The organism is Robertmurraya sp., from assembly GCF_036676585.1.
Classification (GTDB): domain Bacteria; phylum Bacillota; class Bacilli; order Bacillales; family Cytobacillaceae; genus Robertmurraya_A.
The window spans coordinates 23,325-37,705 of the sequence record NZ_JAKFCQ010000043.1 but is presented as its reverse complement, the minus strand read 5'-3'; the positions used below and the strand labels follow the sequence as shown (position 1 = coordinate 37,705).

10 protein-coding genes are annotated in these 14,381 nt (G+C 40.7%); all 10 read left to right on the top strand.

Features of this window, described 5'->3' with window-relative positions; translation table 11 throughout:
- The first annotated feature begins 3 nt into the window (after window positions 1-3).
- The 10 genes from ACGLXV_RS05400 (at window position 4) to ACGLXV_RS05355 (ending at window position 14,369) form a co-directional block, all read left to right on the top strand.
- Window positions 4-1,335 (top strand): arabinan endo-1,5-alpha-L-arabinosidase, encoded by a 1,332-nt coding sequence (locus ACGLXV_RS05400; protein ID WP_391557830.1) that lies wholly within the window; start codon window positions 4-6, stop codon window positions 1,333-1,335.
- Entirely contained in the window at window positions 1,316-3,565 is a 2,250-nt protein-coding gene (locus ACGLXV_RS05395) for a beta-L-arabinofuranosidase domain-containing protein (RefSeq protein WP_391557829.1), read from the top strand. The genes ACGLXV_RS05400 and ACGLXV_RS05395 overlap by 20 nt, the downstream gene beginning before the upstream one ends.
- A 301-nt stretch (window positions 3,566-3,866) precedes the next feature.
- Entirely contained in the window at window positions 3,867-5,567 is a 1,701-nt protein-coding gene (gene araB / locus ACGLXV_RS05390; protein WP_391557828.1) for a ribulokinase, read from the top strand.
- Window positions 5,561-6,256 (top strand): L-ribulose-5-phosphate 4-epimerase, encoded by a 696-nt coding sequence (gene araD, locus ACGLXV_RS05385; protein ID WP_391557827.1) that lies wholly within the window; start codon window positions 5,561-5,563, stop codon window positions 6,254-6,256. The genes araB and araD overlap by 7 nt, the downstream gene beginning before the upstream one ends.
- A 71-nt stretch (window positions 6,257-6,327) precedes the next feature.
- Entirely contained in the window at window positions 6,328-7,806 is a 1,479-nt protein-coding gene (araA, locus tag ACGLXV_RS05380) for an L-arabinose isomerase (RefSeq protein ID WP_391557826.1), read from the top strand.
- Window positions 7,807-7,875: 69 nt separating this feature from the next.
- Window positions 7,876-9,891 (top strand): transketolase, encoded by a 2,016-nt coding sequence (gene tkt / locus ACGLXV_RS05375; protein ID WP_391557825.1) that lies wholly within the window; start codon window positions 7,876-7,878, stop codon window positions 9,889-9,891.
- Between the two features lie 12 nt (window positions 9,892-9,903).
- Window positions 9,904-11,391: an alpha-N-arabinofuranosidase gene (locus ACGLXV_RS05370; protein ID WP_391557824.1), complete on the top strand. Its 1,488-nt coding sequence runs from the start codon at window positions 9,904-9,906 to the stop codon at window positions 11,389-11,391.
- A gap of 13 nt (window positions 11,392-11,404) precedes the next feature.
- Complete coding sequence (locus ACGLXV_RS05365) at window positions 11,405-11,677, top strand: DUF6171 family protein (RefSeq protein ID WP_240390674.1); 273 nt, start codon at window positions 11,405-11,407, stop codon at window positions 11,675-11,677.
- A 61-nt stretch (window positions 11,678-11,738) separates the two neighbouring features.
- On the top strand, window positions 11,739-13,247 hold the full coding sequence (arfA, locus tag ACGLXV_RS05360) for an arabinosylfuranosidase ArfA (RefSeq protein WP_391557823.1): 1,509 nt from the start codon (window positions 11,739-11,741) through the stop codon (window positions 13,245-13,247).
- A gap of 78 nt (window positions 13,248-13,325) precedes the next feature.
- Window positions 13,326-14,369, top strand: coding sequence for an aldose epimerase family protein (locus tag ACGLXV_RS05355; protein ID WP_391557822.1), 1,044 nt, complete (start codon window positions 13,326-13,328; stop codon window positions 14,367-14,369).
- Window positions 14,370-14,381 lie beyond the last annotated feature (12 nt).

Sequence of the window (14,381 nt, the reverse complement as noted above, 5' to 3'; positions counted from 1 at the left end):
AGGATGAAGTTTCCTAAAGAACCTATAAAGTATAAATTATATGACGAATCGATTATTCACGATGAAAGTAAGTGGAACATCAACAATGCTCATGACCCAGCTAGCTTCAAGGATATTGATACGTACTATGTATTTTCTACGGATGCGAAGTATGGTGGACCTCCAACTGGTGGGATTCAAATCCGGAAATCAAAGGATTTAATAGAATGGGAGTTTGTTGGTCATGCGTTCGATGAAATACCAAAAGATGCTTACGATTGGACGGGGGCAAAGGGTCTCTGGGCGCCGGAAGTAGCTAAGTTCGGTGACACTTACTATCTTTACTATGCAGCTTCACAATTCGGGAAAACTCAGTCGTTTATTGGAGTTGCAACAAGTCAAAGTATTGAAGGACCATGGCAGGATCAGGGGGCAGTAGTGAAATCGCAGCAGGATGTACCTGGACCCAATGCGATTGATCCGAATATTACTTTTGACCGTGACGGAAATCCGTGGTTAGTCTATGGAAGCTTCTTTGGTGGATTATATGTTTTCCCTATTGACCCAGCAACAGGAAAAAAACGCGCAGGAAGTAAAGAAATCCTAGTTGCTAAAAGGCATACCAGTGTAGAGGCTGCGATTGAAGGACCTTATATTGTGTATCATCCTGAATTTGATGAATATTACTTATTCGTTTCTTATGATTCCTTATTTAAGAATTATCATATTCGCGTGGGAAGGTCTCGTTCTATAGAGGGTCCTTATCTTGACTATGATGGGAATGAAATGACCAATTTAGAACTTCCACCAAACGAAGTAGGAATGAAGATATTAGGTGGATATAAATTTGGAGATAAGGAAGGCTGGATAGCACCGGGACATAATTCGGTTTTGCAAGATGGCAATGATTATTATATCGTTCATCACGCAAGAGGAGAGAAGGATCCTCATTGGCATTACTTACATGTAAGAAAGATCGTATGGACTGAGGATGGTTGGCCACTCGTTTCTCCTGAAAGATATGCGGGTGAAGAGGAACAGCCTGTTAATCCAAGTCTGATGAATGGAAAATGGGAGTATGTTTGGATGGATAAAAATGAACATGAACTGATTCCTTCACGTTCAATTACTCTTCCTGCTAAGGGTGAAGGGGTATGGGAGTATAAAAAAGACAATATTTTTGAAGTTCATTTAGACGAAAAGCATTGTGAGATTATCGTATTACCAGCTTGGGATTGGGAGAATTGGAATGAAACACTCGTTTTTACAGGTAAGGATCAACAAGGAAATGTCGTCATTGGAAAAAAAAGTAGAGTAGTAGAAGGGAGTAGAGGTAATGGAAGTAAATGCATTTAAGTTAAATCGTGTCAAAGTGACTGGTGGACCTCTTAAAGCGGCAATGGATTTAAATAAGGAGTACTTACTGCAACTTGAACCTGACCGGTTATTATCCCGTTTTAGAGAGTATGCTGGCTTAGAGCCAAAGGCTGAGAATTACGAGGGCTGGGAAGCGCAAGGGATATCGGGTCATACTCTTGGACACTACTTGTCTGGTTGTGCCATGATGTTTGCCTCTACGGATGATGAGAGATTTTTACACCGTGTGAATTATATGGTAGATGAGTTAGAACAATGTCAACATGCGAATGGCAATGGGTATGTGGGCGGTGTGCCGCGTGGAAAAGAGCTGTTTGAGGAAGTGAAGTCAGGTGATATTCGCTCAAAAGGTTTTGACTTAAACGGTGGCTGGGTTCCTTTGTATTCTATTCATAAATTATTTGCAGGATTAAGAGATGCTTATCACTTAGCGAATAATCAAAAGGCACTACAAGTGGAAGAGAAGTTAGGTTTGTGGTTAGTAGATGTTTTTTCGGACTTAACGCATGACCAAATACAAGAGGTTTTACATTGTGAATTTGGTGGGATGTCAGAGGTTTTAGCGGATTTAGCTGTTGATACGGCAGATGATCGTTTTTGGAGTTTATCTGAACAATTTCATCATGAAGAAATACTTAACCCTCTGGCAAATGGGGTGGATGAGTTAGCAGGTAGGCATGCAAACACACAAATACCAAAAATAGTTGGGGCTGCGCGTCAGTACGAAGTATCACAAAATGAATCGTACCGGCATATTGCAGAGTTTTTCTGGGAACAAGTCACCAACCACCATTCGTATGTCATAGGTGGGAATAGTATGAATGAACATTTTGGAGAGCCAGACAAGTTAAATGATCGACTTGGTGCCTTTACATGTGAAACTTGTAATTCCTACAACATGCTCAAGCTTACGAAACATCTCTTTCAATGGAATCCATTAGCGATTCAGGGAGATTTTTATGAACGTGTTTTATATAACCACATCCTAGCTTCACAGCATCCAACAGAAGGAACGGTTACGTATTTTGTCTCACTCGATATGGGTGGACACAAAGTGTATAATTCGAAATTTAATGATTTTACCTGTTGTGTTGGCTCTGGAATGGAGAATCACTCAAGCTATGGAAACAATATTTATTTCTATGGTGAACATTCCTTGTACATTAATCAGTATGTACCATCAACGCTTGATTGGGTGGAGATGGGAGTTACACTACATCAATCCACTGAGTATCCGAAAGACGGTAAGGTAACGGTAACAATTGATTGTGAAGAGGCAAAGACATTCTCCCTTTCCCTTAGGTTCCCATATTGGGCAGAACAAGGAATGTGTGTCTTTGTTAATGGAGAAATGTACCTTCATAACAACAAACCTTCAAGTTTTGTCACCATTACTCGAACTTGGCAGCAAGGAGACAAGGTTGAGTTAGTTATGCCTATGACTTTGCGAATCGAAAAGATGAACGATAACCCAAATCGAATAGCCTTTATGAGCGGCCCGCTTGTGTTAGCAGGGGATTTAGGTCCGATTAACGAGAAAGAACAATCAAAGGATTTGTTGTTTACACCTGTACTTGTGACAAATAATTCTAGTATCACAAATTATATTCATCCAATTGCTGAAAAAAAGCACCAGTTTCTTATGAAAGAAATCGGTTATCCGCGAAATGTGGAAATGTATCCTTTTTATTTAATGCATGACCGTAGTACAACCGTATATTGGGATGTATTTTCGGTGGAGAAGTGGCAACAGACGGAAATGGCTTATAAGGCCTCACTTGAAAAAGAACGTGAGCTACAGATGAAGACGGTTGACTTTTTCCAACTTGGTGAAATGCAGCCTGAACGAGATCATGAGTTTCAGGGAGAACATGTTGGATTAGGTGTGGAGTCGAATCGTAAGTACAGAGATACATGGCCTAGTGGTTATTTTTCTTTCTCATTAATGGTAGATTCCGAGTCCTCACAATCGCTAGTTGTTATGTATACAAAAGAAATAGAAACCAAGAAATCCTTTGATTTAAGTATAGATGGGTATCTTTTGAAAGATGGATTAATAGAATTAGAGGAAATGAACAAGTTTGTACTTGTACGGTATGAAATTCCACGTTCGGTAACAGAGAACAAGACAAGTGTAAGAATCCAATTTAAGGCACATGAAGGCTGTAAAGTACCAAAAGTATTTGCTGTCCGTATGATTAAGAACTGATTTTTAAACAATTTTGTCAAATAAACTTTAATATTTTTTTATAAATACCATTGAAAAAATAAGGATAGGTGGTACAATCAAGTTAAAGGTTATGCGTACAAGTTGGAGAAAAAATAATAAAAACAGCCAACTTGTAAGGTTGATTGTAAAGGATTACATATAAAGCCTCTATTATCTTGTACGCATAACATTATATTCTAAGTAGAAAAAGTTACATTTTAATCCGATGATGGATATATAAGACAAGTCTCGGATCATCTTTTTATCTTAATGTAAACGCATTCTTTCTAAGGGCAGGGTGATGTTAATGGGTAAGTATTCAATTGGTGTTGATTATGGAACACAGTCGGGAAGAGCGGTACTTGTCGAGATTGGAACAGGCAAGGAAGTAGCAACGGCTGTCAAACCTTATACGCATGGTGTGATGGATGAATTTTTACCAGATGGAACGACGAAGTTAGAGCACGACTGGGCACTTCAGCATCCAACAGATTATTTAGAAGTTTTACAGATTACGATTCCAGAAGTGTTGGAGAAAGCTCAAGTTTCACCTGAAGATGTAGTTGGGTTAGGGATTGACTTTACAGCTTGTACGGTATTGCCAATTGATGAATTCGGAACTCCGTTATGCTTAAAGCCGGAATATCGCGCAAATCCACATAGCTATGTCAAGCTATGGAAACATCATGCAGCACAGGATGAAGCGAATCGTTTGAATGAAATTGCTGAACATCGTGGAGAAGCATTCCTAAAGCGTTATGGTGGAAAGATTTCCTCCGAGTGGATGATTCCAAAGGTATGGCAAATCCTAAATGAGGCACCAGATATATATGAAGCGGCCGACCAAATTTTAGAAGCAACAGACTGGGTCATTTACCAGTTAACAGGTGAAATTAACCGTAATAGTTGTACGGCTGGATATAAAGCCATCTGGCATAAGCAAGAAGGGTATCCGTCGAAGGATTTCTTTAAAGCACTAGATCCTAGATTAGAAAATGTAGTGGAAGAAAAGCTATCTACTAAAATAGTTCCAATTGGTGCTAAGGCAGGAGAAATTACGGAAGCAGCAGCGAAGCTTACAGGATTAAAGCCTGGTACGGCCGTAGCAGTTGCAAACGTAGATGCACACGTTGCCGTGCCAGCTGTAGGAATCACGGAAGCTGGAAAACTATTAATGATCATGGGAACATCAACTTGTCATATTTTACTAGGAGAAGAAGAACGAATGGTTCCGGGTATGTGTGGTGTCGTTGAGGATGGTGTTCTTCCTGGCTTTATGGGGTATGAGGCAGGGCAATCCTGTGTAGGTGACCATTTTGAGTGGTTTACAGAAAACTGTGTACCTGAAAGCTATCAGGATGAGGCAAAAGCAAAAGGAGTCAATATCCACCAGTTGCTAACAGAAAAGGCCAGCCAGCTGAAAGTGGGCCAAAGTGGACTACTTGCTCTAGATTGGTGGAATGGAAATCGTTCAACTCTTGTGGACGCGGACTTAACAGGCGTTCTATTAGGAGCAACCCTTCTAACGAAGCCGGAAGAAATCTACCGTGCGTTAATTGAAGCAACAGCGTATGGAACTAGAATGATCGTTGAGACATTTAGAGAAAATGGAGTACCAGTCGATGAAGTATATGCAGCAGGAGGAATTGCAGAGAAAAATTCACTAATGATGCAAATCTACTCTGATGTGCTAAATATGGATATCAAAATTTCTGCTTCCTCTCAAACACCTGCACTTGGTTCGGCCATGTTTGGAGCAGTAGCAGCTGGAAAAGAACGTGGCGGTTACGACACAATCACAGATGCTGCGAAGGAAATGGGAAGTGTGAAGGATGAGTTTTACCAACCAAAACTTGAGAATGCGGCTGTTTATAATGTGTTATACAGCGAGTATGCTCGACTTTATGACTACTTCGGTCGTGGAGAAAACAATGTCATGAAAACTTTGAAAAAGCTTAAGAATGCTAGTTCCTCAGAAATGAAGGAGGAAACAGTATGCTAGAACAACTGAAACAAGAGGTGTTACAGGCCAATCTAGATCTTCCTAAGCACGGCTTAGTGACATTTACTTGGGGCAATGTGAGTGGAATTGATCGTAAAGAGAACCTAGTTGTCATTAAGCCAAGTGGTATACCGTACGAGGAGTTAAAAGCGGAAGATCTCGTAGTCGTTGATCTAGAAGGAAATATCGTGGAAGGTAATTTACGACCTTCTTCCGATACGCCTACTCATCTTGCGTTGTATCGCGCATTTCCTTCTATAGGGGGAATTGTTCATACTCACTCACCTTGGGCAACAAGCTGGGCTCAAGCAGGACGTTGTATCCCTGCGTTAGGAACGACACATGCAGATTATTTTTACGGAGAAATTCCATGTACAAGAGAGATGACAAAAGAAGAAATTGATCGTGCCTACGAGTTGGAAACTGGAAATGTTATCATCGAGACCTTTGCAGTTGGAGGAATCGATCCAGTAGCGATTCCAGGGGTATTAGTGGCAAATCATGCACCGTTTAGCTGGGGGAAGGATGCCCATCAGGCGGTACATAATGCGGTCGTGCTTGAGGAAGTGGCAAAAATGGCACTGCAAGCGTATCAATTAAATCCAGGTGTTCGTCCAATTGCCCAAGCGATACTAGATAAACACTATTTACGAAAGCATGGTGCAAAGGCGTATTACGGGCAAAAATAACATTACTTGTACGTATAACTTGTTTGTTTCTATGATATGACTAATACATTTTCTATTTAGGGGGATTTACCTTGTTAACGACAAAAGCTTATGAATTTTGGTTTATAACAGGAAGTCAATTATTGTACGGAGAAGAAGTTTTAAAAGCAGTAGAAAGCAACTCACGTGCAATAGTAGAAGGTTTGGATGCAAATGTTCCTCATAAACTAGTATTTAAATCTGTAGTAAAGGATGCAGATGCTATTCGTAAAGTGATGCTTGAAGCGAATGCGGACGATAATTGTGCAGGTATTATTACTTGGATGCATACATTCTCACCTTCAAAAATGTGGATTGCGGGATTATCCGCACTACAAAAGCCATTTCTACATCTTGCAACACAATTTAACCGTGATATTCCGTGGGATTCGATTGATATGGATTTCATGAACTTAAACCAATCGGCACATGGTGACCGTGAGCATGGATTCATTACTAGTCGACTAAATGTAAAGCGCAAGGTGGTTGTAGGTCACTGGGAAAACCAAGAGGTAAGAGAGCGTGTGGGAAGCTGGATGAGAACAGCAGTTGCTTATTCAGAAAGTCAAATCTTGAAGGTTGCCCGTTTCGGTGACAATATGCGTCAGGTAGCAGTTACAGAAGGTGACAAGGTTGAGGCGCAAATTAAATTTGGTTGGACAGTGAATGGTTACGGTGTAGGTGACCTCGTTCAACGAATGAACGATATCTCTGAACAAGAACTTGACCAGCTAATGGCTGAGTATGAAGAAAAATATACAATCGTTCCAGAAGGATTAACGGATGGTCCAATTAGAGAATCCATTCGTTACCAAGCGAGAATTGAACTTGGGATGAAGGCATTCCTAGAAGAGGGTGGCTATACTGCTTTCACGACTACTTTTGAAGATCTTCACGGTATGCGTCAGCTACCAGGTTTAGCTGTACAACGATTAATGGAACAAGGGTACGGCTTTGCTGGTGAAGGGGATTGGAAAACCGCTGCATTGGTACGTTTAATGAAGATTATTGCTGGTAATGAAGAAACGTCATTCATGGAAGATTACACATACCACTTTGAACCAGGAAATGAAATGGTCCTTGGTGCACATATGCTAGAAGTTTGCCCTACCATTTCTGCTACACGTCCTAGAATTGAAGTTCATCCGTTAGGTATTGGTGGTAAGGAAGATCCTGCAAGAATCGTGTTTGATGGAATTGGTGGATCTGCACTAAATGCTTCCATCATCGACTTAGGACATCGTTTCCGTCTTTTAGTCAATGAAGTGGATGCGGTTCAACCAGAAAAAGAAATGCCAAACCTTCCAGTTGCGCGAGTATTGTGGAAGACACAACCTTCGTTAAGCCAAGCGGTAGAAAACTGGATTCAGGCAGGAGGAGCTCATCACACTTGCTACTCTTACAAAGTAACTACAGAACAATTAAGAGACTTTGCTGAATTAACAGGAATTGAAATGGTTGTCATTAATAACGATACAAAAACAAATGACTTTAACAAGGAATTACGCTGGAATGAAGTTATTTATCGATAAGATCTAATAAATCTAGGTGGGGCTATTAGAAATAATAGCCCCCAATTGTAAGGAAGAGGAGGAACACCCTTGAATAAAACAGTTGATAAACAAACAGTGGAGCATGTAGCCGTCAATGCAATTCGTACACTAGCCATTGACGCAATCGAAAAAGCGAAATCAGGACACCCAGGAATGCCAATGGGAATGGCTCCTGCAGGTCATGTGTTATGGTCAAAGATTATGAATCACAACCCAGCAAACCCTACATGGTTTAACCGTGATCGATTTGTCCTATCGGCAGGACACGGCTCGATGCTGTTATATAGTCTTTTACATTTAAGTGTCTATGATGTTTCCTTGGGCGATCTTAAGCAATTTAGACAGTGGGGAAGCAAGACACCTGGTCACCCTGAATTCGGTCACACACCAGGAGTAGATGCAACAACAGGTCCATTAGGTCAAGGAATTGCGATGGGTGTAGGAATGGCAATGGCGGAAGCTCACTTATCTTCTGTTTATAACCGGGAAGGGTTCTCGCTTGTTAACCACTATACATATGCCATTTGTGGCGACGGTGATTTAATGGAAGGTGTTTCAGCGGAAGCAGCTTCTCTTGCTGGACATTTAAAGCTAGGTAAATTAGTTGTTATATATGATTCAAACAACATTACATTAGATGGAGAGGCACATCTATCATTCTCCGAAGATGTTCAAAAAAGATTTGAAGCGTATGGCTGGCAGGTGCTTCGAGTAGAAGAAGAGAATAATCTAGAGGCGATTGAATTAGCCTTATTAGAAGCAAAAAAGGATACGACAAAACCTACCTTGATTGAAGTAAAGACCACACTAGGATATGGAAGTCCGAACAAAGGTGGGAAGTCTGGGCATCAAGGTACGCATGGATCTCCGCTTGGAGGAGAAGAGGTCAAGTTAACGAAGGAATTCTTAGGATGGCCGCAGGAAGATTTCTATGTTCCTGAAGAAGTAAGGGAATATTGGCTTGAGGTAAAAAAACGTGGAATTGTGGCTAATCAAGAATGGGATGCCTTGTTGAGTCAATATAAGGAAGCTTATCCTGAACTAGCTAAGCAACTGGAGCGAGACTTAAAAGGCGAGCTTCCGGAAGGTTGGGATCAAAACGTTCCTGTGTATGAAAAAGGTACTTCTGTTTCCACTCGAATTGCCTCTGGTCAGGTGTTAAATGCTTTAGCTCAAAGAATACCGAATGTTTTTGGTGGATCGGCTGACTTAGAGTCGTCAACTATGACGCACTTAAAGGATTTAGGGAGATTTTCAGCAGAAAGCTACGAAGGCCGAAATATTTATTTTGGTGTAAGAGAGTTCGCTATGGGAGCTGCCGTAAATGGATTGGCGCTACACGGAGGAGTAAGGCCTTTTGGTTCTACCTTCTTTGTTTTCTCAGACTATTTAAAACCAGCTATTCGACTTTCTGCCCTTATGAACCTTCCAGCTATTTTTGTGTTTACTCACGATAGCATTTTTGTAGGAGAAGATGGACCGACACATGAGCCAATTGAGCAATTATCCGCACTTAGAGGAATTCCGAATGTGACAGTCCTTCGACCAGCGGATGCGAACGAAACGGCAGCAGCGTGGAAGTATGCCGTACAAAATCAAGAAGGCCCAGTTGTTCTAGTGTTAACTAGACAAAACTTAACCGTAAATATTGATGCGAATACAGCAAACGAACAAATAGCTAAAGGTGCATATATTGCGGCAGATTCTGACAACGGAACTCCAACGGTTCAGTTACTAGCTACTGGTTCAGAACTAGATCTAGCTCTTCGTGTAAAGGCGGAGCTAGACCAAGAAGGAATTTTGGCTCGAGTGATCAGCATGCCTTCATGGGAGTTGTTTAATAAGCAGTCGAAGGAATATCAAGACTCTATCTTATCAACTGACAGCAAGTTGGATGTTGCAATTGAACTAGGTTCTCCATTAGGTTGGGCACAGTATGTAGGAAGAGATGGCTTAATTATCGGGATACCGACATTCGGAGCATCTGCACCTGGAGATAAAATTGCTAAAGAATATGGCTTTACGGTAGAGAGCATCGTTAACAAAATTAAGGAACGTCTTTAGGAGGTAGGATTCATGAGTAATCGTGTAATTGTTAATGCAGACGTAACAAAAGGAAAAATTAATAAAAATATCTATGGCCATTTTGCTGAGCATCTTGGCAGATGTATATATGAAGGAATTTGGGTAGGAGAAGATTCTTCGATTCCCAATACGAAGGGAATTCGGAACGATGTATTAGCAGCGCTTAAGCAATTAAAGGTTCCGGTTCTTCGCTGGCCGGGTGGTTGCTTTGCTGATGAATACCATTGGAAGGATGGAATTGGTCCAAAGGAAAACCGTAAGCGTATGGTGAACACGCATTGGGGTGGAGTCGTCGAAAACAACCATTTTGGAACGCACGAATTTATGCTTCTTTGTGAATTGCTAGAATGTGAGCCCTATATTTGTGGAAACGTGGGTAGCGGAACCGTTCAAGAAATGTCCGAGTGGGTTGAATATATGACATTCGAAGGCGAATCACCAATGGCGAACTGGCGTCGCGAAAATGGTAGAGATGAGCCTTGGAACATGAAGTATTTTGGTGTCGGTAATGAAAACTGGGGCTGTGGCGGTAACATGCGACCAGAATATTATGCGGATCTGTATCGTCGTTATCAAACGTACGTCCGAAATTATGGTCAAAACAAGATATATAAAATTGCTGGTGGTGCCAACGTAGATGACTACAATTGGACCGAAGTATTAATGAAAAATGCTCATTGGTTAATGGACGGCTTAAGTCTTCACTATTACACCATTCCTGGTGATTTTTGGCTAGGAAAGGGATCAGCTACTGATTTCCCTGAAGATGAGTGGTTCATTACCATGAAAAAAGCTCTACACATGAACACATTGATAACAAAGCATAGCACCATTATGGATAAGTACGATCCTGATAAGCGTATTGGCATGATCATTGATGAGTGGGGAACATGGTTTGATGTTGAACCAGGAACAAATCCAGGCTTCTTATATCAGCAAAATACGATTCGTGATGCATTAGTGGCTGGCTTGCATTTTAACATCTTCCATGAACATAACGATCGTGTTCAAATGACGAATATTGCTCAAACCGTAAACGTATTACAAGCCATGATTTTAACGGAAGGGGAAAAGATGATTTTTACTCCAACTTATCATGTATTTGATATGTACAAAGTTCACCAGGATGCTGAGCGTATCGCTGTAGATTCAACATTCGGTGAGTATGAGTACAACGGAGAAAAGCTTCCACAAGTAACCGCTTCTGCTTCTAAAAATGCAGAGGGAACCATTCATGTGAGCTTATGTAATATTGATCATCAAAACGAATCTGTTCTAGAACTTGACCTTCGTGGAGTGAATGCTGGAACTTCAAAGGTAAAAGGCACCATTTTAACTGCAGCAAGCATGAACGCTCACAATACCTTTGAGCAACCTGAAGTGGTGAAACCAGTAGAATTTACAAGCTTTACAGTGGAAAACAACAAGTTATCTATCAAGTTACCTCCAATGAGTGTTGTTACTTTATCCGTAGAATAGGCGGGTGGAAGGTTTGAGCGGGAAAAGCTTATGTAAAGGCTGCGTAGAAAGCGTGATTGTCACTGAAGAAGTGATAGAGGAACTGATAAAAGAAATGGAAGAACAGCCAAGCCTAATCGTTTCTGAAGAAGTCTATCAAGAGCGATTAACAGCTTGTGAAGGCTGTTCATCATTGCAATATGGAACTACTTGTGCTCATAGCGGATGTATTGTCCGCTATCGAGCTAAGTTTAAAAACAAAAGCTGTCCTTTTGCTGGGAAGCCAAAATGGGAAAAAGTTAGCTAAATAGATTAGGAGAGCATACAAAACCCGATACTCTGTATGGAATCAGAAAGGAATAGATCACATGAAAAATCAGGCGAAAATGATTTTAGAAAAAGACTTTAAAATCTCTGAAATTGACAATCGAATTTATGGATCTTTTATTGAGCATCTAGGACGTGCGGTGTACGGGGGCATTTATGAACCAGGTCATCCTACTGCTGATGAACATGGATTTCGACACGATGTAATCGAAATGGTGAAGGAGTTGCAAGTCCCTCTTGTCCGTTATCCAGGTGGAAACTTTGTTTCCGGATATAACTGGGAGGATGGCGTTGGTCCAGTAGAACAACGTCCAAGAAGATTAGATCTAGCTTGGCGTACAACGGAGACAAATGAAATGGGAACAAACGAATTTATGCAGTGGGCAAAACTAGTGAGCGCTGAAGTAAATATGGCGGTGAACCTTGGGACACGTGGAATTGATGCTGCAAGAAATTTAGTAGAATATTGTAATCACCCAGGTGGTTCTTATTATAGTGATCTCAGAATCTCTCACGGTTTTAAAGAGGCTCATAAAATTAAGACGTGGTGCCTAGGAAACGAAATGGATGGCCCGTGGCAAATTGGACATAAGACAGCAGCTGAGTACGGACGTCTTGCTCAAGAAACGGCGAAAGCAATGAAGTGGGTAGACCCAACGATTGAGCTAGTGGCATGTGGAAGCTCACATCGCAAAATGCCAACTTTTGCGGATTGGGAAGCGACTGTTCTTGATTTCACATATGACCATGTAGAGTTTATCTCTCTTCACCAATACTATGGTAACCGTGATAATGATATTTCTAATTACTTAGCATTGTCATTAGAAATGGACGACTTTATTCGTTCAGTCATTTCGATTGCAGACTATATTAAAGCGAAGAAACATAGCAAGAAGAAAATTCACTTGGCGTTTGATGAGTGGAATATATGGTATCACAGCAACGAGGCAGATAAACAAATAGAACCTTGGAGTATTGCACCTCCGCAACTTGAAGATATTTATAATTTTGAAGATGCCCTTTTAGTAGGCTGTATGCTAATTACTATGTTAAAGCATGCAGACCGATTAAAAATTGCTTGTTTGGCTCAGTTAGTAAATGTTATTGCTCCAATTATGACAGAAAGCAACGGAGTAGCGTGGAAACAAACCATCTTCTATCCATATATGCACACATCTGTATATGGTCGAGGAGTAGGCTTAAACCCTATCATTTCAAGTTCAAAATATGATAGTAAAGATTTCACAGATGTACCATTCCTTGAGTCAACAGCAGTGTATAATGAAGAAAATGAAACATTAACGATTTTTGCTGTCAACCGTCATCTCGAAGAAGGATTACATTTAGAAGTGGATATCCGTAACTTTGAGGGCTACGAAGTGATTGAGCATATCGTGTTAGAGAATGATGACATCAAACAGACGAACTCGGCACAGGGGACACCAGTTGCTCCTCACTCTAATGGAAATGCAAAAAAAGAGAACGGTGGAGTGAAAGCGCTATTACCGAAGTTATCTTGGAATGTCATCCGTCTAGCAAAGCAAAAATAAGCGTGAGTTCTTCCATATCATCCTTGTGGTGATATGGAATCATTTATATTCATCGTTTTTAGGAAAGGTTGGACGAAAATGAAGGTCAATAAGGAATACTTTGGACAAATCAATGACACAACCGTAGATACATACACACTTGTAAATGATGGCGGAATGAGCGTAAGCTGTATTACTTTAGGATGTATTATCACAAAGATAATTACTCCAGATCGAAATGGAGTAATGGAAAACGTAGTGATTGGTTATGACTCCATCGATGAATATCTAGCAGACTCGTATTTTTTAGGAGCAGTTATTGGTAGATTTGCTGGACGCATAGCAGGAGCTTCCTTTGAATTAGACGGCAAAACCTTTTCCTTGGCAAAAAATAATAATGGGAACCATCTTCATGGTGGAATTAAGGGTTTTGACAAGGTCATATGGGATGCTGAAGTTCTTGAGAGTGAAGATGAGGCAGGAGTACAGTTTTCCTACTTTAGTCCAGACGGGGAAGAAGGGTATCCAGGAAATCTGAAAGTAACGGTTACCTACACGTTAAACAATCATAATGAGTTAAAGATTTCCTATAAAGGATTATCCGATCAGAAGACCATTCTAACCATGACTAACCACTCCTATTTTAATTTAAGTGGAGATTTAAAACGTGATACATTAGACCACACTCTATTTATAAAAAGCAGTAAATACCTTGAATTGAACGACGAGCTTCTGCCAATACAGACCGCAGATGTGAAGAATACCCCGTTTGATTTTACAGCTGGACGTGTCATACGAGAAGGAGCAGAATCCCACCATCCGCAAAATAAACTAGCTGGTGAAGGGTATGACCATCCATTTTTATTAGACTCACGTCATGATGAAGAGATTGTACTAAAGGATGAAGAAAGTGGTCGTAAGTTAACGATTGAAACAGATGAAGTGGCTGTGGTTTTGTATTCTGGTACACAAATCAAAGCAGAAGGGGAGATCCGAGGCGTTCCCGCTCGAAAGTATCTAGGTCTTTGCTTAGAAACTCAAGGGTTACCTGATGCCGTTCATCATCCAGAATTTCCTAGCTGCATCATTGAGAAGGATCAGCCGCTTACATCAAGTACAACCTATAAATTTGGAACGTTTTAAATAGGCATTGGA